Origin of the sequence: Pseudanabaena sp. PCC 7367 (genome assembly GCF_000317065.1) — a bacterium.
GTDB lineage: Bacteria > Cyanobacteriota > Cyanobacteriia > Pseudanabaenales > Pseudanabaenaceae > Thalassoporum > Thalassoporum mexicanum.
On sequence record NC_019701.1, the window covers coordinates 1,001,499 to 1,026,027 of the forward strand.

Annotated in this window: 22 protein-coding genes and 1 pseudogene; 13 read left to right on the forward strand and 10 right to left on the reverse strand. The window is 44.9% G+C overall.

The genetic code is table 11. From position 1 onward, the window contains the following. Nucleotides 1-871 precede the first annotated feature (871 nt). Nucleotides 872-1,996, forward strand: a complete 1,125-nt coding sequence (locus PSE7367_RS20095; protein WP_051037857.1) for a helix-turn-helix domain-containing protein — start codon at nt 872-874, stop codon at nt 1,994-1,996. Beyond that, nucleotides 1,966-2,079 (forward strand): annotated as a pseudogene (locus PSE7367_RS23205) (IS1/IS1595 family N-terminal zinc-binding domain-containing protein); the annotation flags it as partial. The gene PSE7367_RS20095 and the pseudogene PSE7367_RS23205, both read left to right, overlap by 31 nt. A 313-nt stretch (nt 2,080-2,392) precedes the next feature. Here the strand turns inward: PSE7367_RS23205 and eno are convergent. The 3 genes from eno to PSE7367_RS03900 all read right to left on the reverse strand — a co-directional run bounded on the left by eno (nt 2,393) and on the right by PSE7367_RS03900 (nt 5,717). After that, nucleotides 2,393-3,760 (reverse strand): phosphopyruvate hydratase, encoded by a 1,368-nt coding sequence (gene eno / locus PSE7367_RS03890; protein WP_015164060.1) that lies wholly within the window; start codon nt 3,758-3,760, stop codon nt 2,393-2,395. 156 nt (nt 3,761-3,916) lie between these two features. Further along, a complete protein-coding gene (locus tag PSE7367_RS03895; RefSeq protein WP_015164061.1) occupies nt 3,917-4,729 on the reverse strand; it encodes a hypothetical protein in 813 nt (270 codons plus the stop codon). A 94-nt stretch (nt 4,730-4,823) separates the two neighbouring features. Continuing rightward, nucleotides 4,824-5,717 carry a mechanosensitive ion channel family protein gene (locus PSE7367_RS03900; protein WP_015164062.1) on the reverse strand — a complete coding sequence of 298 codons (894 nt, stop codon included), beginning with the start codon at nt 5,715-5,717 and terminating at the stop codon, nt 4,824-4,826. 759 nt (nt 5,718-6,476) lie between these two features. Here PSE7367_RS03900 and PSE7367_RS03905 point away from each other — a divergent pair. Further along, nucleotides 6,477-6,794 (forward strand): HU family DNA-binding protein, encoded by a 318-nt coding sequence (locus PSE7367_RS03905; protein WP_015164063.1) that lies wholly within the window; start codon nt 6,477-6,479, stop codon nt 6,792-6,794. A gap of 158 nt (nt 6,795-6,952) precedes the next feature. Continuing rightward, entirely contained in the window at nt 6,953-8,053 is a 1,101-nt protein-coding gene (gene cobD, locus PSE7367_RS03910; RefSeq protein ID WP_015164064.1) for a threonine-phosphate decarboxylase CobD, read from the forward strand. A 165-nt stretch (nt 8,054-8,218) separates the two neighbouring features. Here cobD and lipA read toward each other — a convergent pair whose 3' ends face one another. After that, complete coding sequence (gene lipA / locus PSE7367_RS03915) at nt 8,219-9,109, reverse strand: lipoyl synthase (RefSeq protein WP_015164065.1); 891 nt, start codon at nt 9,107-9,109, stop codon at nt 8,219-8,221. Between the two features lie 440 nt (nt 9,110-9,549). Here lipA and PSE7367_RS03920 point away from each other — a divergent pair, with 440 nt between their 5' ends. The 5 genes from PSE7367_RS03920 (at nt 9,550) to PSE7367_RS03940 (ending at nt 13,525) form a co-directional block, all read left to right on the forward strand. Further along, on the forward strand, nt 9,550-10,161 hold the full coding sequence (locus tag PSE7367_RS03920) for a response regulator (protein WP_015164066.1): 612 nt from the start codon (nt 9,550-9,552) through the stop codon (nt 10,159-10,161). Nucleotides 10,162-10,203: 42 nt separating this feature from the next. Further along, on the forward strand, nt 10,204-10,401 hold the full coding sequence (locus PSE7367_RS03925; protein WP_041698324.1) for a hypothetical protein: 198 nt from the start codon (nt 10,204-10,206) through the stop codon (nt 10,399-10,401). Nucleotides 10,402-10,510: 109 nt separating this feature from the next. After that, the gene (locus PSE7367_RS03930) at nt 10,511-11,107 is read left to right on the forward strand and encodes a response regulator (RefSeq protein ID WP_015164067.1); all 597 of its coding nucleotides are present in this window, start codon (nt 10,511-10,513) and stop codon (nt 11,105-11,107) included. A 230-nt stretch (nt 11,108-11,337) separates the two neighbouring features. Next, nucleotides 11,338-11,940 carry a PAP/fibrillin family protein gene (locus PSE7367_RS03935; protein WP_015164068.1) on the forward strand — a complete coding sequence of 201 codons (603 nt, stop codon included), beginning with the start codon at nt 11,338-11,340 and terminating at the stop codon, nt 11,938-11,940. A gap of 472 nt (nt 11,941-12,412) precedes the next feature. Then, complete coding sequence (locus tag PSE7367_RS03940; protein ID WP_015164069.1) at nt 12,413-13,525, forward strand: EAL domain-containing protein; 1,113 nt, start codon at nt 12,413-12,415, stop codon at nt 13,523-13,525. Between the two features lie 48 nt (nt 13,526-13,573). Here the strand turns inward: PSE7367_RS03940 and PSE7367_RS03945 are convergent, their stop codons facing one another. Continuing rightward, complete coding sequence (locus tag PSE7367_RS03945) at nt 13,574-14,539, reverse strand: asparaginase (RefSeq protein ID WP_015164070.1); 966 nt, start codon at nt 14,537-14,539, stop codon at nt 13,574-13,576. A gap of 338 nt (nt 14,540-14,877) precedes the next feature. On the opposite strand from PSE7367_RS03945, the gene PSE7367_RS03950 reads away from it, so the two are divergent. Beyond that, entirely contained in the window at nt 14,878-15,813 is a 936-nt protein-coding gene (locus PSE7367_RS03950; RefSeq protein WP_015164071.1) for an alpha/beta fold hydrolase, read from the forward strand. A 159-nt stretch (nt 15,814-15,972) separates the two neighbouring features. On the opposite strand, the gene PSE7367_RS03955 is transcribed toward PSE7367_RS03950, so the two are convergent. Continuing rightward, nucleotides 15,973-16,074, reverse strand: a complete 102-nt coding sequence (locus PSE7367_RS03955) for a PetM family cytochrome b6-f complex subunit 7 (RefSeq protein WP_015164072.1) — start codon at nt 16,072-16,074, stop codon at nt 15,973-15,975. Nucleotides 16,075-16,226: 152 nt separating this feature from the next. Between PSE7367_RS03955 and PSE7367_RS03960 the strand changes: the two genes are divergently transcribed. Then, complete coding sequence (locus PSE7367_RS03960) at nt 16,227-17,039, forward strand: MOSC domain-containing protein (protein WP_015164073.1); 813 nt, start codon at nt 16,227-16,229, stop codon at nt 17,037-17,039. Between the two features lie 128 nt (nt 17,040-17,167). On the opposite strand, the gene PSE7367_RS03965 is transcribed toward PSE7367_RS03960, so the two are convergent. Together PSE7367_RS03965 and PSE7367_RS03970 are read right to left on the reverse strand one after the other, a co-directional pair. Continuing rightward, nucleotides 17,168-17,365, reverse strand: a complete 198-nt coding sequence (locus PSE7367_RS03965) for a hypothetical protein (RefSeq protein WP_015164074.1) — start codon at nt 17,363-17,365, stop codon at nt 17,168-17,170. A gap of 51 nt (nt 17,366-17,416) precedes the next feature. Further along, nucleotides 17,417-17,611: a hypothetical protein gene (locus PSE7367_RS03970; protein ID WP_015164075.1), complete on the reverse strand. Its 195-nt coding sequence runs from the start codon at nt 17,609-17,611 to the stop codon at nt 17,417-17,419. Nucleotides 17,612-18,118: 507 nt separating this feature from the next. Between PSE7367_RS03970 and PSE7367_RS03975 the strand changes: the two genes are divergently transcribed. Further along, complete coding sequence (locus tag PSE7367_RS03975; protein ID WP_015164077.1) at nt 18,119-18,568, forward strand: YbjN domain-containing protein; 450 nt, start codon at nt 18,119-18,121, stop codon at nt 18,566-18,568. Between the two features lie 58 nt (nt 18,569-18,626). Here PSE7367_RS03975 and PSE7367_RS03980 read toward each other — a convergent pair whose 3' ends face one another. Further along, nucleotides 18,627-19,943, reverse strand: a complete 1,317-nt coding sequence (locus PSE7367_RS03980; RefSeq protein WP_015164078.1) for an ABC transporter substrate binding protein — start codon at nt 19,941-19,943, stop codon at nt 18,627-18,629. A gap of 276 nt (nt 19,944-20,219) precedes the next feature. Between PSE7367_RS03980 and PSE7367_RS21780 the strand changes: the two genes are divergently transcribed. Continuing rightward, nucleotides 20,220-20,399, forward strand: a complete 180-nt coding sequence (locus PSE7367_RS21780) for a hypothetical protein (protein ID WP_156800336.1) — start codon at nt 20,220-20,222, stop codon at nt 20,397-20,399. A gap of 362 nt (nt 20,400-20,761) precedes the next feature. On the opposite strand, the gene PSE7367_RS20100 is transcribed toward PSE7367_RS21780, so the two are convergent. Beyond that, on the reverse strand, nt 20,762-24,043 hold the full coding sequence (locus PSE7367_RS20100; protein WP_051037859.1) for an ATP-binding protein: 3,282 nt from the start codon (nt 24,041-24,043) through the stop codon (nt 20,762-20,764). Between the last annotated feature and the right edge of the window lie 486 nt (nt 24,044-24,529).

Sequence of the window (24,529 nt, forward strand, 5' to 3'; positions counted from 1 at the left end):
TCCCCAAATGCCATAGGAATCGCTAATCTAAGCTAACTGGATTAATTAAAAGATCTGAGGTTTCCGCTGATTACGACCCGATCGCATTACTAAGTATGATTGCCATCAAGCTGCAAACTGATATATGACTAGCTTATGGCGATCGTCATGCTTGAGATCACCTGAGACATGCATAATATGGCACTTATTGCTTAAGTAATTTCACTTACAAGAATAAGACCTTAGATAGATTGCATCTAATTTATGAATTCATAAAAATCAAGTATTGGCATCTAGTCAATATTGTCTTAAGCTCTTAACTAGGGGTAGGCGATTGGATCGTGATTCAGCCTAAGCCGATCTGCACGTTAGGATTTAATTTAAAAATCCCTGGACGCAGACAACAAAAAGTATTAGGCACAATGAAATAGTCAAATCAGTTAGGTTCTGAACCAAGTTGCTTGCTGAGTGATTAGGGCAAAATGACTTGTTGCCAAGCAGCTTATAAATCTCTCCGTTGATTAGGTTGTGTTAGCTTGGTGGCTATAACGATTGGTTGTTAAGGTTCTAGTTAAATTGCTAACTCGATCGCCATAGAACAAATGATTTAGTCCAAGATCTGGCAAAGTTATCGCAACTAAATTCAACCGCTTGAATCTTGTCAAATTGAAACCATAGCTACCGCTTTGCAGTTCATGTTTTGATAGTGTAAATAGTTGTGTGGCGATAGGATTTTAGTGATCATTATGCAAAGTAAGTATTGGTTCAGTAAGTAGGTTAGCTCTGAAGATCAAGCGAAGATCAAGCTTTTCCCTTGATTGGTGGCAACAGAGAACTAAAACTAATACCAGTACGTCAAGCACATAGTAGTAGAAGTGATATTTGGGTAACCGTGAGTAGTAACAGTGACCAACTAGTTAAATTAGCTGAGATCGGAGAACAACTTAAGCGTCAGCGTGAGGAACAGTCTATCCCCCTGACTCAAGTTACTTCGCAAACCCTGATCTCAGAACGTCACCTCAAGGCGATCGAGGAAGGGAACTTGTCTTCGCTGCCTGAGCCTATTTATGTACAGGGTTTTATTCGTAAGTATGGTAGTGCAGTTGGCTTAAATGGCTTGGCGGAAGAATTTCCGGTGAATCGTGAGCCGCTCAACTCGATCGAATTAACCAAGTCTTCGACCGCAGAACTTCGTCCCCTTCACCTCTATGGCTTATATATTGCCGTAATTACTGCTGCAATTAGCACCCTTGCAGTTGTACTAAATCCAGCACGCACGGCCAGGATTGATGACAGTAATACAAACATCAATGAGATCGCCCAGATTGATCCAGCGGATCCGACTGAGGCGGGGCGAGAACCTGAGGCAATTACTGAACCTACTGAACCTACTAAACCTACTGAACCGACCAGTCAGCCAGAATCAGTACAGCAATTAGAACAATCCCGGCCAGGTTCACAATCCAATTCGGCCAATAATACTGCTAACTCAGACACCCTAGACACCACCTCAGATACCTTAGACACACAGTCTCAAACTGAGGTTGATTCGCCACAAGTAACACCCGCTCAAGAGCAAGCGATCGCCAGTGCTAATACCACCAGTCCTGGCAACCCCAGCAATACAAATTCTAGCGGAGGCCTCAATCAATGGATTGATCAGGTGGCGGTTGCCTCTCAGTTTGACTTCAACGGTAATAAGCCGGTTAATGTGGGCTTGCAGATGAATGGCCAATCGTGGATTCGGGTGGTTGCCGATGGCTCAACCGTCTATGAAGGCGTGATGCCTGAAGGCGCAGTTCAAGCCTGGTCAGCGGATACCGATATTGTGGTGCGGGCTGGTAATGCTGGTGCGGTTACGATTGTTTATAATGACCTGCCTGCCAAAACAATGGGCTCCGATGGTGAAGTGGTGGAATGGGTGTTTGATAAGGAAGCCGGAATCGATTATGGCTACTCGGCGGCCGATCGTGGCTATGCCAATCAATATACTTACAACTACATCCAAAATTATTAGGGCGATCGCAAATAGTCAAAAATGGCAGAATCCATAATGGCAAACAGAACTACAAGTGCAAGCATTGCGGTAGGCAATTTGTAGCCAATTGCGAGAAGAAACATGTTAATCAAAAAAAAATATCCATGTGCCTCAACAAGTGAAGGACAAAAAAAGGGGCGCTTAACTTAACGCTCCAGCTTGATCAGATGTGGTCATTTGTGGAAAAGAAACAAGCCAAACTCTGGATCTGGTTAGTTAGCTATAGATGTTGATACCACGGAGATAGCAGGAAAATAGCAGGAATGCATATCGGTTCGAGTGGTGAAGTAAGGAGAGCTAAGCAATAAGCCTAGCTTAAAGCTTTAATTCTTTAAATCCTTACCCCATCCCATCATCCCATGATCAGAAATTTGCCTATTTCACCTTTGGCCCCATGCCGATCGAGCCCGCATAAACCGCCCGATCGCCCAGTTCCGACTCGATTCTGAGCAAACGATTGTACTTGGCCACCCGCTCACTGCGGCAGAGCGAACCGGTTTTGATTTGGCCAGCGCGGGTCGCAACCGACAGATCGGCGATCGTGGTGTCTTCGGTTTCACCCGATCGATGGGAAATCACCGATGAATAGCCATTACGGGTAGCAGTGTTGATCGTTTCCAGGGTTTCAGTAATACTACCGATCTGATTCAGCTTGATCAAAATCGAATTGGCGCAATTTTCCAGAATGCCGCGATCGAGTCGTTTTTGATTGGTCACAAACAAATCATCACCCACCAGTTGAATTGAACCCAGCTTTTGGGTGAGCAGTTGCCAGTTAGCCCAGTCTTCTTCCTCTAGGCCATCTTCGATCGAAACGATGGGATATTGGCCGATTAGTTTCTCATAGTAGGCGATCGCCTCGGAGGCAGTATGACTCTTGCCATCAAAACTATAATCCCCATCGGTATAAAGTTCATTGGAGGCCACATCCAGCGCCAGGGCAATCTGCTCGCCGGGTTTATAGCCTGCTTTGGCGATCGCATCCACTAACAAATCCAAGGCCGCCTGGTTCGATTCCAGATTAGGCGCAAATCCACCTTCATCGCCAACGCTGGTATTCAAGTTTTTATCGTGCAGCACTTTTTTGAGCGTGGCAAACACTTCTGCACCATAGCGAAGCGCTTCCTTGAAGCTGGGCGCACCCACGGGCACGATCATAAATTCTTGAATATCGACATTATTGTCGGCATGGGCTCCGCCATTGAGCACGTTCATCATCGGCACGGGCAGAATGTTAGACGTGGGGCTACCCAAATAGCGATAGAGGGGCAAATTTAAGGCATTGGCGGCAGCTTTGGCGGTGGCCAGCGAAACCCCCAGAATCGCATTTGCACCAAGGTTAGACTTGTTGGCCGATCCATCCCGCTCGATCATCGCCATGTCGATCTGATCCTGATTGAGGGCATCCATACCGGTCAGGAGGGGCACAATCTTTTCGCTGACATTCCGCACCGCTTTGAGTACGCCTTTACCGCCATAGCGACTCTTTTCGTCATCGCGCAGTTCGTGGGCTTCAAAGCTGCCAGTGGAGGCACCGCTGGGCACTTGGGCTAGGCCGATCGCCCCGCCAGCTAGATGTACTTCTGCCTCAATGGTGGGTCTACCGCGCGAATCCAGGATTTCTCTGGCAACGATCGCTGTAATTTCGGTGCTCTTGCTCACTTTTGCTGTTTCCTTTTTTCTCAATGAGGACAGGTTGCGATCGCCTGGTTGGATCGCAAGTTTTCCAGGCGGAATCCGCATTCAGATCTTAGCGGTTGATGTGGCTTTGGCTGAAGATTATTCAGGTTTGATTTAAGCTTTGAATGTTAGCGATCGATGACTTTTGGTTTGTTGATGTGGTTTTCTTGCGTTCTCAAGCTCTATTGCGGGTTTTGAGCTTAAATGGTGGGTTTATCTTTATCTGGCGATCGCGTGTGACCGGATGCGGCGATTGATGTCATGGACGATCGCAATTAATAAAATTCCACCGATGCCAAATACGGAAACGGCGCTGAACATGTTGATCTGGCCTTGTTTGATCAGTACGCCTGTGCCGAGGCCGAAGGCGATCGTGTAAATAATGAATAAGGTCGCAGCATAGTTTTGATAAGAGTTTTCAGTAAAACTATTGCTGATGAATCTGATTGTAAACCTAAACAAAAAACGGCTTAAATAAAATAAAACCATTAGGCCAACAACAGCAGCTCCCGACAAATATGATGGAGTTAATATAACTAATGTTGCATCAAACAAAAGTAGTGAGGCAATACCAGCTTTTGATATATGATTGGCCGCTGTAATGGTAAAAGAGCTTGAACAAATATAGGTAAATAGTAAACCTGCAAATAAAGCAAACTCTAGACCTTCAAAGGGGAAATACTGGTTATATTTCGCCAAATGGGGATTAAGATAATCTGATAAGAGATGGTTAATACTAATTAAAACTATAAAAATAATTTCCCCAATTACAAACCCTGTAAATGCAATGACATCACCTGTATCATTTGTATCATTCTCATTTAATCTAGCAAAGTTGCCTACAACAGATCCAATAGCCGTTAGAAGCAAGTAGGCAAAGATGGTAAATACTAATCCTTCAGCAGATTCTGTATAAAATATTTGGTGAGTAGGAACAGCACCTAGAAAACCGATCGCCACAAAAAAAGCAACCAACAGCAAAAGATGCGCATAGGGGAGGCGTTTAAATTGACCAGAAGAGTTAGCAGTCATGATTAATCAACCATCCTCTCCGCAAGATGCAGGCTAAATATCTGGGCTTTTGTTAGCATTACGGCCTTAACTTACCCAAATATTTACTTAATAACTAACTTGCCGCTGCATCACTAGATTTATCAATCGCATAGTGGTCGTTATAACGATCCTGGTCAAAGAAATAAAGCGTGCGGATCGGGTAGGGGATATTGTAATCAACCTCATCACAGGCCGCCTTCAGCGCGATCATCACGTTCGATTGAGCCTTATTAACTTCTGCCTTTTGCGGCGCAGTCCAATAGCGCACCACAAAATCGATCGAACTAGCCCCAAAGCTAACCACATCAACAATCGGGGCAGGTACTTCTAATACCCCCTCTGCCTGCTTGATCGCATTTAACAGCACCTCTCTTGCTTCCGCCAGGTTAGTGTTATAGTCCAGGCCGATCGCCAGGTCAGTACGCAAATATGGCCGATCGGTATTTACTTGCACCGAATTGGTAAACACCACCGAATTGGGGATGATCACCTGTTCACCCTGATAGGTACGCAGCCGCGTAGAGCGAATTGTAATATTCTCGATCGTGCCCTCATAACCATCCACCACAATTTGATCGTTAATTTCAAAGGGTTCATTGACCAGCAAAATAATCCCAGCTAGAAAATTCTTGAAAATATCCTGGAAGGCAAAACCAACCGCAACTGAACCTAACCCCAGAAAAGCAATAATGTCGCCAATGCGCAGATCAGGGAAAGCAATCACCGCCGCCACCACAATCCCTATGATCCAGGTTGTAATCGAAGCTAGTTGCATAAATAACAACCGCAATGAAATATTCTCAATCATGCGCTGGGCAGCAGCCTCAGTTAGCCTGGTGATTGGTCGCACCCCATAGGCAGTCAGTGCCAATACAGCGATCGCCACCAAAACCGCAGGCATCACCTTAACTAGCTCGCCCACCAGATCCAGTAGGCTCTCTCTAACTTCATCAATTAATGCATTCATAAATTCAAAACTAGTAAAATCTTCATCCCCACATCACCATAGGCACGCCAATACTTAAAATAGTTAGCGCAAAGTTGGTTTAATTATTAAATCCAGCCTACATGAGTAGCTCAAATCTCAGCAATATGATCTTAGTTTGGGTTGGGTTGATGCTACACATAACCAGAATCAGTAGCGATCGAAATCGATCAAAAAGACCCAAACCTTGATTTAGTATGCAACTTGAATGTGAATATTTGTTAAATTGCAAATTTTTTATTTCAACGATCGGTAATTCAATCAAAAATTACAAAATCACCCTAAAAATGAATTTGATTTAATAACTCAAATCAGCTCTACCCTTCTCTAGGATAGGACTTCAACCCCAAGCGATCGAGACCAAGCAAGTTCTGTCATTACTTTTAAATCGTTTAAATTTTGCTAAAAATCTTTTATCGGAGTCCAAAAAATGGCTACGATCTTTTTAAATTAAAGGTTTTATCTATGTTTTGACTATACACAGATGGTAAGTTGCTATTAGAATACAGCAGTGAAAATTAGAGCCAATGGGAGTTTCATCCTATGCTCAAGATTAAGCTGTATTAATAGTGCGGCTAAATTATTTAACTAAGTCCTGCCTCAGGCAAACTGAAACCAGTGATTGCTAATTGGCGCTAAATACTTAACTTATGCTGTCAATCTGAGTAATCAACAAGTCTGGGTGGGCACAATCACAAAGTTGAACACTGTATTGAACTCAAGTAACTGAGATAACGGTCTATGAATAAAGGTGAATTGGTTGATGCGATTGCCAAAGAAGCCAATGTTAACAAGAAAACCGCTGATGAGGTGCTAACCGCAACTCTGAAGGTGGTTACTGAGGCTGTGGCAAAAGACGAAAAAGTAACGCTAGTGGGTTTTGGTTCCTTTGAGGCTCGGATGCGCGAGGCTCGTGAGGGCCGCAACCCCAAAACTAGCGAGAAGATGCAAATTCCGGCTACTGCCGTTCCTGCTTTCTCTGCCGGTAAGTCTTTCAAGGAGCAAGTTGCTCCGTTGATCAACGACAAAAGCTTTAAGGCCAAGCACAAGAAAAAGTAGGCTTGATGCAATAACTGTTCAGAGAATTGCAAATGTATGTGTGGGTGTAGGTGACTCTACGCCCTTTTTTCATCTTAACCTGTTGTGGACACCTATGTGGACTAGGGGGATGAAGCCCTTATCTATAGACATTTTCGAGTGATCTGGATGTTTTACTGATGCCGATCGATCGAGCTAACAAGTTTGTACCGCGTCATGGTGGCAATTTGGATTGGGCGGCTACGGTGGCTGGCTGCGATCGCGGCTCAATCCTGGACTTTTCGGCTAGCATTAATCCGCTGGGCTGTCCGGAGAAGGTGATTGAAATGTTGCGATCGCCGGAAATAGTTGATTTAATCCGGCGTTATCCCGATCCCGCTTACAAAGAACTGCGGCAGGCGATCGCCAATGATCACCACATTGAGCCCGACTGGATTATGCCCGGTAATGGCGCAGCGGAATTGATTACCTGGTTGGGGCGGGAGTTTGCGGAAACGGTCAGTCAGGTGCAGTTGATTGTGCCTGCCTTCGGTGATTATTTGCGGGCGTTGCGATCGGCCGGGGCTGAGGTTGAAAAAGTTTCTAGTTTGAATGATTTGATCGCTGCGGCTAATTTAAATCAGTCGGATCATCATGGCAATCTTGGTTTGCTGCTGAATAATCCCCACAACCCCAGTGGCGAGATGTATTCACGCGATCGCCTCCTGGAGATTTTGCCCCGATATAAATTAGTGGCGATCGATGAAGCGTTTATGGATTTTCTGCCGGATCATGAATCCCAGAGTTTGCTTGACCAGGTCAAAAATTATCCTAATCTAGTAATTTTGCGATCGCTGACTAAGTTCTATGCCCTGCCAGGACTGCGCATTGGCTATGGGATTGCTAATCCTCAGCTATTAACTAAATGGCAACAATGGCGTGATCCCTGGAGCGTGAATTTAATCGCCCAGCAAGCGGCGATCGCTAGTCTGGCAGATCATAACCATCGGCAAAAAACCTGGCAATGGTTACCCCCGGCTCGATCGCAACTATTCACAGGGCTAAATCAAATTGCCGGACTTTCTGCCCAACCTGGAGCAGCTAATTATTTACTAGTCAAGTCCGCCTACTCGGTGCTGGAACTACGCAATCGGTTATTACAACAGGCTCGCATCTTAATCCGCGATTGCCATAGTTTCCCGGAATTGGGCGATCGCTATTTTCGGGTCTGTGTCAGAACCAAGCCGGAAAATGAACTGCTGATCAATGCTTTAGATCAGATTGTGGGCGAGTTTGTTTAAGCACAAGCCTCACGACCCTGACCCCTGAATTCTCAGGGTCAATTATGATCTAGTAGCCGATTAACTGGTGAGTCAGCGTTACGGATCGAGCTGAGATGAATTAGCAAAGCTAACATAAACACGATCAATTCAAGCTGCTTTTATATTTTGATTTTGATATAAGTATTATTCTTCCCAATCGCCCGCATGATAGGAGCTACGCACCAATGGGCCAGAACGCACATGGGTGAAGCCGATCTCGGTGGCGATCGCACCAAGTTGATCAAATTCCGCCGGAGTCCAGTATTTTTGGACTGGTAAATGCTCTAATGAGGGGCGCATATATTGGCCGATCGTGATCGCCGTGCAACCGACCGCAAAAAGATCTGCCATTGTCTCAGTGATTTCCGCCACCGTTTCGCCATGTCCCACCATCAGGCCAGATTTAGTCAGCATCTGCGGTGCTAATTCTTTGACGGTTTGTAAAACCTGGAGGGAGCGATCATACTTCGCCGATCGTCTCACCTGCCGTTGCAGCCGTTTTACTGTCTCGATGTTGTGGTTATAGCAAACTGGCTGCGCTGCCACTACTTGGGCAATGCATTGGCGATCGCCACGGAAATCGGGGGTCAGCACTTCGATTTTGATCTCACGGTTCAGCTGAGCATAGCGATCGCGGATCGCCTGGATCGTCGCCACAAAATGGCCTGCGCCCTGATCTTTCAGGTCATCCCTGGCCACCGAAGTAAGCACCACATAATTCAAACCAAGCAAAGCAACTGATTCCGCCACCTTCTCTGGCTCGTGGGGATCGAGCGCCAACGGCCGCCCCTTATCCACCTGACAAAAGGCACAACTGCGGGTGCAGGTGGAACCCATCAACAAAAAAGTAGCGGTTTTGTGGGCATAGCATTCCGCCCGATTGGGACAACGCCCTTCTTCACAGATGGTATGAATACCCCGTTGTTTAACAATCTGTTGCACCGTCGATATTTCGCTGGCTTTGCCAATGTTTGATCGCAGCCAGGGGGGAAGTCGATCGATCGGTTGAGCATTAAGATTTTTAGCGGTGGTCATATCTAGTTGATCTAGTTGATTTATTGGCGCTAACAGCCTAAACCTAAATTAGCTTAAATTTAAAGTCGATTAGTGGGGTGCATTAATTAATTGGAACATCTAGCAGCCAAATCCAATCAAATAAGATCATCTAATCGAATGATTGTGTTAATCTGCTAGCGCTTAGGATATTTGGATATTTATTCAAGTCCTCCAACCGATCGGCAACTTATACAAATAGCGAATAGGCATTAAAGCTGGCGATTGCTATTTATAGCCAAATATTAAAAGTAATTAAAATTAAGGGTTGTAAACTAAAACCATAAATAGACTGGCTTTAGACTTAAGCCAACTAATCCAAACAATTAGCACCAAAAACCCGCTCCAGGTTATCAATTTTTATCTTCAATGCATCAAGATTTTAGTGACACAATAAACAAGGTTCTATAGGTTAGTCAGCAGTGGCAGCTCGAAAGATTTTAGTGATCGATGATAGCCGGGTAATTCGCAACATGGTGCGGGATATGCTTCCGCCTGGCAACATTGAAGTATTAGAAGCTCCTGACGGCATCAAAGGTCTAGAAATCATTCAAAATGAGCATCCCTGGATGATTCTGCTGGACTTTTTGTTGCCCCGCATGAGTGGTTATGAAGTCTATGAGCGATTGCAACAAAGCCGCGATCTCAGTTGTATTCCGCTGCTGTTGATGTCGGGGCGCAAGGAAGAAGTAACCAGCAAAATTCCTGAGCCCTTTGAAGAGAAATATTTTGCCTTCATTGAAAAACCCTTTGAACAAAAAGAGCTGCTAGCTGGAATCAAGTTATCACTAGAGCTAGCCAAGGCTAAAGATCGCATGTTGCCGGTGGTTTCGATCGCCTCTGATGTTAATGTTGCGGCTGCCTCGGTTGAAGTAGATGCCGAGACCCTGGCCAAAATTGCGCAACTAGAAGAAAAACTTAAATCTGCCAGTGCTTTAGACGATCGCCTTAAGGCACTTGAGCGTAATGTGGCTACTCAAACCAAGCAAATTGGTCAGCTAGTTGCTTTCATTAAGCAAAAGTTTAAGGGCTAAAAGGCTAATTCTAAAGGCGATCGCCAATCGTGAAAGAAACCATTGGCAGCCAAACTAATCGGTCTGGCCATTTTACCGATTAATATTTCGGCTCAAGACCAGATTACAAAAATGCACTGGATGACAATCGCTCGCTTCTACGCTAGAGTTATGGGCAGATTTGGTCATGGAATTAAAAGCGATGCTAATCTTTTTCCATCATCATTTCAGGTAGCACAGCAACTAAAATTAATTGCATAGTTAATCCGATCGCGCAAAGTTCTAGTACAATCTCGATCGTGGCAGCGGTCAGGATCAATTAAGTTCAAATCTCAGGTTTAAGGTAGCAGGAATTCAGAGGATTTAAGCCGTGGCAGCTCACAAAATATTAGTCATCGACGACAGCCGCGTAATTCGGAATATGGTGCGAGATATGTTGCCGCCGGGCAATTTTGAGGTGATCGAAGCACCAGACGGAATTCGGGGCCTGGAAATGATCCAGAAGGAAAAGCCCTGGATGATTTTGCTCGATTTTTTGCTACCCCGCATGAGTGGGTTTGAAGTGTACGAAAACTTGCAGAAGAATAGTGAGCTGCGCCGCATCCCTCTATTGTTGATGTCTGGGCGGAAAGAAGAAGTCACTAGCAAGATCTCAGAGCCCTTTGAGGATAAATATTTTGCTTTTATTGAAAAGCCCTTTGAATCAAAGGAGTTGATTGCGGGGATCAAAAAAGCGATCGACTTGTCCAAGAAACTGCCGCCAGAGTCAGTTACGGCCACCCCAACCGATAGCGCTGGCGCAGCGGCGGTTGATGCGGTTGTGGCCAGCCGCCTAGAAGCCCTGGAAGCTCGCGCTCGCAACATTGATGAATTAGATAAGCGGATCAAGCTAATGGAGCAACAGGTGGCGATCCAGCACAAGCAAATCCAGCAGTTGGTGGCATTTATCAAGCAAAAGCTGAAATAAAAATAAATCAGCTCTCATGCTTTAGCACCATTCCATTCCACCTACTAAGTCAATATGGCCCAGTAAATATGGCTCAGTAAATATGGCCAAGTGAATATGTAAGTACAGATAAATATCTACTTTGCGGATTGGCAATCTATGTCGTGCGCAAGTTTGCCATTGCCATAGTTTGGTTTAAGACATTAGTAAAGCATGATCAACAACCAAGAACTACAAGAACTAATTGAGCCATGGGCAAGAAAGAAGAATTACTCAAAGCGATCGCCAATGTCAATCGGGGACTGGCAGCCACCGAAGACCAGAGAAAAGCAATTTTTTCGGCCACTGCCTATCTGGAATCCGCCAACCCTAATCCCAGCCCAAATCAATTGCCACACCTGCTCAGCGGTGATTGGCGATTATTGTTTACCACCAGTGACGAGCTATTGGGGCTAAATCGATTGCCTGGGTTCAAGTTGGGGCAAATATATCAGTGCATCAGGGCTGAGGCCGGCAAAATCTATAATGTGGCAGAGGTAAATAGCATTACTGGCCTGACTCCCTTTAGTGGCCTGGTCAGTGTTTGTGCAAACTTCACAGCCGCAGCCGAAAATGCCGATCGCCGCGTTAAAGTTAATTTTGAACGATTTGTGATTAGTACCCAATGGTTGTTAGGCTACCAACAAGTAAAACCATATGTTGATCTGTTGCAGACAGATAAGAGACTATGGGCGATCGATTTTGCGATCAAGAACCCCAACCAAAGAGGTTGGCTAGAAACAACCTATCTCGACCAGGATGTACGGATCGGGCGTGGCAATGAAGGGAGTTTGTTTATCTTGGCTAAAAATTAATTACTTAAAGCATTTGGCCTAGTAATTATTTCTAGCCTTTACCCCAAGATTCAATCATAATTGGCTATAGTAATAAATGATAAGGATAGTTTGCCAGTTGGCTCTGGGTAGCTAATTGTAAGACAGATTTATTTTGACAACAATAGTTAGCATATTTAACATTGATTTAATGTGTGAAGGCCAAATTGATGATCGAGTAATAGTAATAATTCATATCAGGTGACTGGCGATCGCTAGCCAGATTTATCTTTTTGCCCAAAAGATATTTATCTGAAAGCTTCGATCGAAGCAGCCGAGATTTGGAATTGAACCTAATGTTTGGGCTCACTCATTAAGTTTAAGTTTATTTAGATCTAGTAAGCAGGATTTATGGGTTACGGAGCTGGATTTATGCCAGCGGTTTGGGGAAAAGGTAAAGTTTTTAGCTTTTGCTGGCTTTCTAGTAATTGCTAGTTAATAATTGAATGGTTCAATGGTTAATCCTCAATGTATAGATATTGGTAACATGCTTGCTAGTTCTGAGCCAGGGCTCTCTGATTCGCAGCTTAGCTTAGTTATTCAGCCCGATAGCGGTCAGACATATGAAGTTTTGACAAGCCTAGGATTCAACGTAGCTCCTGTTGCTTCACAGTTGCTATATAAGGTTGTTGAAGATAATGAACTGCCCGATTGTTTTTCGGAGCTGGGGCAGCGGGTTGCGGAAGTGAGTCAGACCCTATCGAGATTCACGCTAACTCGATCGGCGCTTGACTCCAAACATCTGCTGGTTGAGTTTTTAGATGCGCAGCCACTGAGTAACTTTGTAGCCTGCTATCGCTACAACTGGTTTTTGCAGCTCTTTTTAGATAATCAAGAATTTTTCTTTGAATATCAGCCAATTGTGGAAATGCCATCGGGTAAGGTAGTTGCCCATGAATGTTTGGTCAGAGCGCTTTCTGCTGAGGGTGAATATTTAAGTGCTGGCAAGCTGATTGAGGCAGCCGAGGCAACTGGCCTAATTCATGAGTTTGATCAGGCTGCACGCGAAACTTGCCTGGAAGCGATCGCTGCCTTAGATACTAATTCCACCTTTTTTATCAACATTATTCCCAATTCAATTCTCAATCATCCGCATTTTCTCGATGACACAATCCATAAAATGCAGCAGTTGGGAATTAACCCAGAGCAAATTGTGTTTGAGCTAACCGAAAAAGAAGCCCTGAATCATCGATCGAAGTTGGCAAATGCGATCAATAAATTGCGCTCCCGTGGATTCAGGATCGCCGTTGACGATCTATATGGTGATGTGGCCTCTGACCATTATCTGATGGAGCTGCATCCTGATATTATCAAGCTCGATCGGCGCTTGGTGAGTGGTTGTGGTAGCTATCCAATGAAGCAAGTATTAATTAAAAGCCTAATCACTTCAGCCCACGAAATGAATATTGAGCTGATCGCCGAGGGGTTAGAAGATCAAGAAGATATTGATTTCTGTCTGGCGCAGGGGGTTGACTTTGGCCAAGGCTTTGGGATTGCTCGCCCTCACCTATTACCCCACAAAAAGCAAATTAAACTGGCCTCCTTCAACCGGTTGCAAGCCATGTAAGCTTTTATATTCTTTAAGTTATTCTTTAAGTGTCTATAGCTTCGATCCTTAAGCCATTGAAAGCTCGCCATTCACTTCCAGGCGCTTATAATTGCCAAAGGTCATAAACATTTCCGCCAGACTTTCGGCCACGCTGGGCGAGATCCAGCCCAATTGGCGCAAAATATGGATCGCGGCTGCATGTTTAGCCCGCTTGGCTCCATCCATCACCTTGATCGAAATACCCAATCCCTCACCCATGCGACCAATACACTGAACACCCTCTGCCCCAGATTTACTTACGATCGTGCCCTGGCTCAGTCGCATCAACTCGGTGTCAAACTCACCAACCCCCGCCACCATCTCCGGTGCTGATACCATCGCTCGACTGATCCGCTCCAGGTGAAGATTCTCACGGGAGGATAGCTGGGCAAACAAATTGGCCATCTGCCCAATTTCTAATAAATAGGTGGGCACACCACAGTCATCATGGGCACAGATTAACTCCGCCGCTGGGATATGGAGCAATTCTGCCATTTTATTGAGGATTAGTGTTTGGACTGGATGCTTGCGATTTGCATAGCCAGTGGGTGACCAATTGTGATGCTGACAGACGGCGATCATACCAGCATGTTTGCCAGAGCAGTTATGTTGCAGCGGGCTGGTAGCATTGCTAGGCACTGGGCAAGTGAGGGTGGTTGATTCCACATCACAGCGCCAGAGAATATTAAACACCTGCCGAGCATGGCCGATCGAGCCCTGGTGTGAACCACAAATGATTGCTAAATCAGCTTCAGAAAGGTTGAACCGCTCAATTACGCCGGTGGCAGAAACAGCGATCGCTTGAATCGGCTTGAGTGCCGATCGCCCAAAAGTGGCAGTGGCAGGGTCACCCGCCGCCGAGAGAATTCGCCCCCTTGCATCTGCGATCGCCACCTTACAAATATGGGTTGACTCAACAATCCCCTCACGCAATAAATTTACTGAAATGGGAGGGGAGACAACAGCAGGACGACGACTTCTTCCTAAATTCATATGTTGAGGATGGGTGGATTAGTGGTTGGCCACGAGAATGATCATGGTTGCTGATTTGATCGAGTAGTTACTTGCATCTGGATTGCGATATCTGGATTGCGATCCCTCGGATTTAAATTAGCCGAAGATTAGTTTGCTTAATGGCATAGCATCCGCAAGATAGATACTTACCAGATTGGGGCAATCGAGTAAAGCAATCATAGCTTATGGTAGAGGCTAGGATAACTGTAAAGATATATAAATGTATATATTGGCTGATATGTATTTCAGCAATTTCTGCCGCGATTTCTATTGTGATTCTTCTTAGGTATTAAAGTTTAAAGTTAGGTATTAAAGTAATGGCTTCCAATCTGCAAACCACCCCGATCGAAAACCTGGATGCGGCAGCAACCGGATCAGGGCAATATTGGCAATGGCGCGATGATCAAATTTATTATGTCAAAGCAGGTCAGAACCCTGATCTACCACCTTTATTGTTGGTGCATGGGTTTGGTGCTTCCACTGACCATTGGCGCAAGAATATTGCCGAATTGAGCCAGGAATTTGAAGTGTGGGCGATCGATCTGTTGGGGTTTGGGCGATCGGCTAAGCCTAATTGCACCTATAGCGGTGAGTTGTGGCGTGAACAACTGCATGATTTTATCAATCAAATTATCCAACGTCCGGCAGTGCTAGCTGGTAACTCTTTGGGGGGCTATGCCTGCTTGTGCGTCGCGGCGGAATATCATGAAGCAGTTAATGGTTTAGTTTTGCTCAACAGTGCCGGGCCCTTTAGCGACACTAGCCCGCTGGGAGCGAAGAAAGTTAACCCTGCCCAAAAGATCGCTGGGAAGTTGGTTCAATCGCTACTGAAGCAGCCCTGGGCTAGTTATTTACTGTTTCGATCGCTAAAGCGGAAATCGCAAATCCGTAAAACCCTGCTCCAGGTTTACGTCAATAAAGACCAGGTTACCGATCGCCTAGTGGAAGATATCTATCGCCCTGCTTGCGATCCAGGGGCTGCGCAAGTATTTGCAGCAATCTTTACCTCTCGCCAGGGCAAAACCGTAGATGAATTACTGAAGACAACGACTTGCCCTTTGCTGATGATTTGGGGTGAGGGTGATCCCTGGATTAAGGCTCAGACCAGGGGCGCAAAATTCAAGCAATATTACCCGGATCTAACTGAGTATTATTTAAATTCTGGCCATTGCCCCCATGATGATACGCCAGCGGAGGTGAATGCTTTGATTCGGGATTGGGTTCTGGCTGATGTGGCGATCGCTAATTCATGATTGAATCATCGGTAGCGATATTGAGCTTGAATAATAATATTGCTTGAGATAGCGCACCAATAAGCAGCGCCGAAATCGAAAATAAAAAAGGCGAGCATTGCCCACCTGAATTAATTAAGCTGATTAATTACTTAATTTAAATACTTATTCCTCGAATACTTACTCCTCGCTACCTTCGGCATTGAGCAGAAAATAACCAAAGGCGATTCCCACCATCACCATCACCACCGGAATCACCAATGCATTTGTAAATTCACCCATTGATTTTTAAACCTTACCAATTCAAATTTTTATTACTACCTTATTAAATTAAATAACAAATCGGTATTAAATAACAAATCAGCAGCCTAGCCCATGCCAATCTTAAAATCAGGCTGCGATCGATAATTGCTGACTATTGCTAAAAAATTCCTATGCCCCACCTCGCCAGTATTCATATTTTTCCAATCAAGGCTCTCGATGGCGTGATTGTGTCTGAAGCGCAGATTCAAACTGGTGGATCACTGGTGGGCGATCGCCAGTTTGCGATCTTTGACAGCAAGGGGAAATATGTGAATGGCAAGAATAATCAGCAGGTGCATCAAATCCGCGCTAGCTATGACCTGAGCAATCGCCAGGTAGAACTAAGTCGGCAAGACGGCGGCAATCGCGCCAGGTTTAATCTAGAGGGCGATCGCCAGGCATTAGTTAACTGGCTCAGTGATTATTTTGGTTTTGCGGTCACGCTCCAGGAAAACCTGAGCACTGGCTTTCCCGACGATAAAAAATCCACTGGACCCACAATCATCAGCACCGCCACGATCGCCAAAATGACTGAATGGTTTCCAGAACTAGACCAAAATCAACTGCGGCTGCGGTTTCGCACCAACCTGGAGATCGCTGATATATTGCCTTTCTGGGAGGAGCAGCTCTATGGTGAAGTAACGCAATTAGTGCGATTTAAAATTGGCACGGTGGAATTTGTTGGCACTAATCCCTGCCAGCGCTGCATTGTACCCACCCGCGATCCGCTCACGGGCGAGAGTTATGCTGGCTTTCAAAAAACCTTTCTGCAAAAACGGACAGAAACGCTACCAGACTGGGCAACCCGATCGCGGTTTAATCATTTTTATCGACTGGCAATCAATACCAACATTGCTGCCCCCACCGAGGCGGGTAAGGTTTTGCGGGTGGGTGATCCGGTGGAAATCTTAGAAACTTGTTCAGTTGATAATGTTGATAATTAAGACGATTCTATCCAGGTGATGGCAGTTTAATTGATTTGCTGTTTGTATTTGTGAGCAATTATCGATTCTTGCCAAAATTCGCCATTTACTGCTGTGAATGAATCAATCAAATATGACAAAATCAAATTTTATTTACGCCACCACAGCAACAGACCAAGACCAATCACAGGTAGGGTAACCGCTGACAGGGCGATCGAATTTTTTGTCCCATTACCTAGGGCATCATTCGCCAGAGCAGGCACATAATCACTGCCATAAATAATCACAGCAGAGACGGCGGCGGAAATTAGCAAAATCGTGAAGATGAAAATTACTGGCGATCGCATACTTTAATTTTGATTAGCATACTTTAATTTTGATTATTTAATCACTGACGCTTATTTAGACTTTTCTAGCGCTTCTTCGCGGGCTTTTTCGGCTTGATCAAGTGACTTATTTACATCCCGCTGCGCTTCGGCTGGTTTATCGATCAATGTGGCATCTGGTGCCTCACTACTAGGGCGTGCGAACATCGTAAAGCTCAAATAACCAACGATGCCCAAGCCAATTAACATGCCAATTGCTCTACCCATGATTACTACCTCAAGTTAGCTTTTATTTTTAAAGACTAATTTTACTTGTAAAGACTAATTCAATCATGCCCACGATCGATTGGTTGATTAACTCGGCACTCTTAACGATTAACCCACATGCGCTAGGCTGATCAACTATAATCCTGGCGATCGCTAGGCCGACCCAGGATCCATATTCATAATTCATATTGAGCGATCGAGCTGTTTATTTGGCGTTGCACATTGGTAGGATGATTTAACGATCATACAATTGGTCAAACTGATTCCAGCCATATGCTTGAGATTTTTGTTGACGGCGTTTTCATACCTGGATTATGCAATGCTATTTATTTTTACTCAGACAATTAAGTAAATTAATTAATTGCTAATTTACAAGTTATGATCCGACTTGATTAAACATTAAGAAAGCTTAGGCAAGGCAAACGATTGATGGTATAGACTAGTCATGTCACTATTGTTTAACAGGGTTAATAATTTATTACGATGGTATCTACTGACATAAATACAATGGAAGCTACAATCCCTCTTCAGGAAGTCGATCTAAGTAGTGGACTTAACCATGCTGAAACAATCCAAACGGTGATTGCCAGTATGGATGCTGATAATACCGCTGTAGTTAATCAAACCGGTGACACCTGGAAATTTCGCTATGGCACAGTAGAAGTGATTGTGAATATCACTGGCGAAGAACCATCAGACATGTTTACGGTGCTGGCAAAGGTTTTGTCTTATCCGGTCAAGGATGAGGCCAGAATGATGCGGTTTTTGCTGGAGAAAAATGCAGCGGATACCTTTGAAGCAAGGTATGCGATCCAGAATGATAGTGTATTGGTGCTGTCAACACGATCGGTACAAGACCTTTATCCCAGCGAGATCTCACGGGTAATTGCAATTGTGGCTTCGATCGCCGATGACATTGATGAGTATTTGCTCGAAGAGTTTGGCACCGCTACATAATTTAAGTCTAATTCTGAGTCTAAGTCTAAGTCTAATCAATCAAATTTAATTAGACTCGCTAGGTCGCCACATTTTGCCCTAGGGCTCGAACCGTCATGCCTTCGTAGTTATAAATAAAACTAGCCAACTCGAAAAAGTTAAACGGGATTTTGTTGCCCGTTGCCCTCAAGCGACGAAAGCTAATGGCAATATCAGGCGGCGAGACAATCCCCACTTCTAATTCGCCTGGTTTGGCTTCGCCATTAATAATCTTGGTGCCATAGAGAGTTGCCAGGTTGGCTACGTTTTGCATCTGTGCGCCGATCGAAAGTACCGCAGATTCGTCGCCTTCTTGCACCACGTCTGGCAGCGTTGCCACTGACATGACCCGCCCGCCATATTCATTGATTGTAGCAATCTCCCGATAGACTGAGCTACTGCCAGTGATCAAGAAAATACTATTTTCCAGGGTCGGATCGCTCTCTTGCATTTTTTTGACCGCCTGGGGAACCAACGAAATCAGCTCTTCTCTGGCTTGCTCCCGATCGACTACCCCATAGCGCCAGGCATTGATCCCCAGTTCACCAGCAATTTTAACCATTGGCTCTACCTGGGTTTTAACGGCGCTAATATTTTTCTCGGCATAGAGAATGGCAATATTTTTTAGCTCCGGCTTTAATTCCAGCAGATAGGTCTGCAAAGTGCCAAAGGGTGGGCTGATCGATGTGTAGGCAACATTTGTACCACTACCTTGCTCATAGCTGTCCGTTTGCCCTAAAAGTACCGGATCTTTTGAGGCACTGGTAACCACTGGAATTTTACTGCCCAAGAAGTTTTCCTGGATAAATTCCGTGGAAACTGAGCCCACACTAAAGATCAAATCGATGTTGTCCTGTTTAGCTTTTTCTAACAATGCCAAACCATAGGGCTCGATCGTGCCGTAGTTAACGATCGTAAAATCTGCCGCAATATTCTTTTGCTTAAAAATATTTAGCGTAGTTGACACCGCCACACCATATACCGACGATCGCTTGGGCATCAAGATTAAGATTGATTTCTTCTCGACATCTCGACTGACCCAATTTGGCTTTACCACCAAGGTTGCAGGGTTATTGGGAACAGCTGCCACATGCCAGTGTAAATATACTTCTGGGTTGAGCGAGAACCATTTTAGATCGGGTAGCCCCTCTTCCGTATCCAGTTCTGCAGCAAAATCGATCGCATTTAAATAATCATCGGGATTAACGATAATTGTCTGCTCTACATTGGCAGATAGATTATTCTCACTATTTGTGGCCACTACCGTAGAAACAACCAGCAAAAAAGAGAGGCAGGCCAAACAAACCAGCTTGGCTATTTTTGAATATCGCAAATATCGCAGGCGAGGACTAAACATAGAATTAATGCGTATTTAATGCATGCTGGTGTGTACTTAACTTGCCATCAAGTTCAGTTGATGAGTTGATCCTTGATTGGTTTCTATGCGACTCTGACCCAATCATAGTCCATATGATCAGGACTGATAATCAAGCATTTTGATGTATTGGTATTACTTAATAACTTGCCAGTCAAGGTTCCCCCAAGCTGCCATACAGTAAATTTAGATCACAAATTTAGATCACAAATTTAGATCGCAAATTTACATAGCGGCTTGACTTAAAATAATTCTCACTTGAGCTTTGCCCATATCGATCGCCGTCACTTCGATCATAATTTGCGCCAACACCTATATGCTCAAGATACTCAAGATGTCCAAGATGCTCAAGATGTCCAAAATATACATGTATTAGGTAAGTCTACCCAGTTTTTCCAGCCAGGCGATAAAGGCCAAGCAAGTTCTGCTAGGTTCTGATCTAGGTCTAAATAATATCAATTCTAGGTCTAAATAATATCAATGCAGCAACATTATGGTTCATTAGCTGCCAGGCTAGCCTTTTGGCGATCGCTGCCAAGTGATCAGTCCCAGCAACCGCAGCCCTTTGGTGAACTTTCACCTGGGCGCAATTGGCTATCTATATTTTTGATTATAACCATCTAGTCAATAAGAATCCGTGCCTATCATACATCACTTATAAGGCAACAGGTCCAACCAGGCGATCGGCTTTAATCCTTTTTAATCCTTAAGAGTTAGGTTCTCTAGATCGATTGTAGCAAGGATGCCTGATTAACTTAGCCTGATTAACCTGTATAGATATTATCGCTAAACTGAGAGGTTTAAAAACAGACAAAGGTGAGATTTTCGAGCCCAGCTTCCAAGCGCAGCGTTTTGACAATTTCACTTTGTTTGAGAAACTCCGTATTCACCACAATCATATCAGGGAGTTCTGATTTGGCCTTGGCAATGATTTCTGCTTCGGAGCTGTTATAGATCGTTGACACCAAATAGCCCTTGGCGGCTAACTCATCTACCAATTTTTGAATTGAGGAGGGATTTTGATCAACTACCAGCACTTTGCTGCGAGATTCAGTGCGGCTGAGTAGTTCGCCTATGTCTGCTAGCAATTGATCGCCTTCGATCGGCTTAGCAAGATAGCGATCGATCCCAAAGCGACATACTTTCTCTTGATCTTCGAAGGCAGAAATAATAATGATGGGGATATTGGCCGTGGCTGGGTCATTACGCAGAATTGCCGCCACATCAAACCCACTGATACCGGGCATGGCTATATCGAGGGTAATCAGATCAGGGCGATGATCTCTAATTTTGGCGATCGCATCGGTACCATCTTCAGCCTCTACCACTTGATAACCCTGATCCTCCAGCTCTTGGCGCAACAGCGATCGGATATTGGCATCATCATCCACCACCAGGATGCTACGTCCCTTCATATCATCTGCATCACGATCAACGCTGACATATTGCCCCAATTGTTTGGCCAAACCGCTTAACGCCTGGCGATCGGGTTGAGCAGGATTAGGATTAAGTGGAATCGTAGTAACAACCTGAGCTGGCTGATTAGACGTAGTTACTTGAGGCGGTGCGATTGAATTGAGCCGCGCCATAGTTTGCTCATCACGCACGTCCACCTGAGCCGCTAGATCACCACTGCTACCCAGGGAGGTTGATTCAGACAAGATTGGTAGCGTAAAGGAAAAAGTAGTACCTACGCCCAATTCACTCTCTACCCAAATGCGACCGCCATGATGCTCCACAATTTCCTTGGAGATCGCCAGCCCCAGACCAGTCCCCTTGGGTTTGTTGGTTTGAGTGACTCCCACCTGCTTGAATTTCTCAAATACTTTGGGTAGATCAGCTTTGGAGATACCAATACCAGTATCGATAATACTAAACGCTAAGGCATCATCTGATTTAGCAACACGGCAGGTCACCGAGCCATGATCGGTAAACTTCACCGCATTTGAGATTAAGTTAATCACCACCTGAATTAGCCGATCCCGATCGCCAATGGTGCCAGGCATGCTCATGGGCACATCTTTGATTGGTTCTAGCCCCTTTTGCTCGAACAGGGCTGAAGTTGCTGCCAGGGCGCGATCGACAATTTCATCGGCAGTCAAGGGCTCCATGTGCCAATCCAGCTTGCCCGCTTCCATCTTGGCCACATCCAGCACTTCATTGATCAGCTTGGTTAGTCTGGTTCCCTCTGACACAATGATGCCAATATTTTCGCCCACCTGCTTAACCGATCGCTTCACCTTCTTCTCTTCCATCGTCACATTGGGGAAAATGCTGTCGTCCAGTTTTTTCTGGATCAACTTAGCAAAGCCCAACACCGAGGTAAGAGGCGTTCTCAGTTCGTGGGACACGGTGGAGATAAACTCGGTTTTCATGCGATCGACTTCTTTATCGACAGTAATGTCACGCACAATCACGATCGAACCAATATATTCTGGCGGCTCTCCTTCGGTGGTGCTTGATTTGAGCACAGAAGTAGCTACAGCCTTACCAATCCTTTGCTCTGGCAGCGAAAACTCAGTGGTAAAAACCTCTTTATAGGAACGACGGGTTTTCTCGATCAGCTCAATTATCTCCGATTGAAAAATATGGGTGCAGGGCTGCTGGTTAATTACCTCACGCTCTAGATCCATCATATCCACCAGGGCTGGATTGAATTGGGTAATGTGGTTACTAGGATCTACCAGAGCCAGGCCATCCACCATGTTGTCGATCGTGGCCTTCAATTCACCCGTACGCTGGTTAACTTTTTGTTCTAGGGTGTGATTATATTCTTCCAGCTTTTCATTGGATAACTTCAGTTGCGCTGTCATCTCATTAAATGCCCGCGCCAGGGTGCCAATTTCGTTATTACCTTGCACTGGCACTTTGACACTCAAATCGCCTAGCGCCACTTTGATCGCCGCGTTAGTCAGGTTACTCAGGGGCTTGGCCAAGGTGCGATCGGAGATAAATACTGATACCACCACCAAAATGACTACCAGCGAGACAATGATTATCAACAGATTAATATTGTTACGCTCAATTTCTCCCAGGTATCTCGATTCTGGAATAACAGTACCAACATACCAATCTAGCTGGCCTAAGGGAGAAACCGAGATCACATATTTTTCGCCTGTCGCTGGATCGGTAAATTCGTATCTTTCCAACTCAGTCATTTCACTGAGAAGAATTTGCTCCGCGTTAAGCGCCTGGTTCGCAAACTGCAGATAGGTATCATTAGCTTCTGACAAACTCTTTAAATTTGCTTCCTTTTCCTGATTTGATAGAGTTTGAGTCAGTTCTTGTGGATCCGAGAAGGCAATCAACTCTCCTTTGGAATTAATCACAAAAATGGCTCCATTCTGATCACCTAAAATACCTTCTAGATATTCAGAAATACTCCTGAGGCCAAAGGCAATACTAATGACACCGACTAGCTCACCATTTCTTTGATAGGTAACGGAAGAATTTATGCCAGGAATATTACCGGTGGTAAATTTATAGACCGGAGTCCAGGTCTGTTCCTCTGGCTCGGCGATCGCCAATTGATACCAGAGCCGTTTGGTGAGTACCCAATCCTGTTGCAAAGATTGCGTTTCTACAAAGGCCACATCGCCATTGGTTAATTCTTGGTATTTCTGCGAGACTCTGGTGGTTAAGCTGGCTTCGGGATCATAGGTGCGATCGACTACATATAAAAAACCATCCTCGCTCCGATTGGCACCAATGAAATTACCGGTTTCGGTATAACCAAATACGACCCAGGTAAAATTGGGGTAGCTGCGCAACACATTTAAATAAAAATCATCCCTTTGCGCGCGATCGAATGGATCAACCACCCCCGACTCAAATGATGTTTTAATTAAAGTCTGGGCAGACTGGACATTGTTGAAAATACTACTTACTTCATTTGAAGTGCCCCTGGCGATCTCTTTGTTAACTTCGCCAATGACCTTATCAATATTCTTTTGGGAAGTCCAAAGCCACGGCAAATAGACAAAGGCAGCGGTTAGGCCAACCACTGACATAATCATCACTACCAATAGGGTTTTTAGCCCCCCAGTTTTACGGAACTTTGGCGCTGAGTCAGATTTGGTCATGTCTTTGCCTGAATTATTCAAAGGGCATCCTCAAATGAGCAGGTTAGCACTGTAAGTAGCAGGTAATTTATTTAATAGAACTAGGGTTGATTAGACCTTAATCTTGCAATCTAGATTCAGAAACAACTCGCCGATCGAGCCGATCGAAAAGAGCCCAACTTGCGCGATCGTTAAGCTTGATTTGTCCCTGATTCATTTGCTATCTGCGATTTCACTTATCTGTTAATACGTACAATCTGCTAAGTGAATTCAAGTGCCAGCATGGATATGTCCCTTATTATTCCAGTAGTATACTGCAAGATCAATTACCGCTCATGATCGCTTGGGTCAGTTTATTTCTTATTTTAGTGAATTTAGTTTGATTAGCGGCTCTAGCAGGGCGATCGGCCGGGCAGAGTAATGCATGGGCTCAGCTTCTAAGATGTTTTATTTAACTGCATTGCCTCTGTTCAGCTCCAGGAAAGATCGGCTCTGCTAGCCCTGATC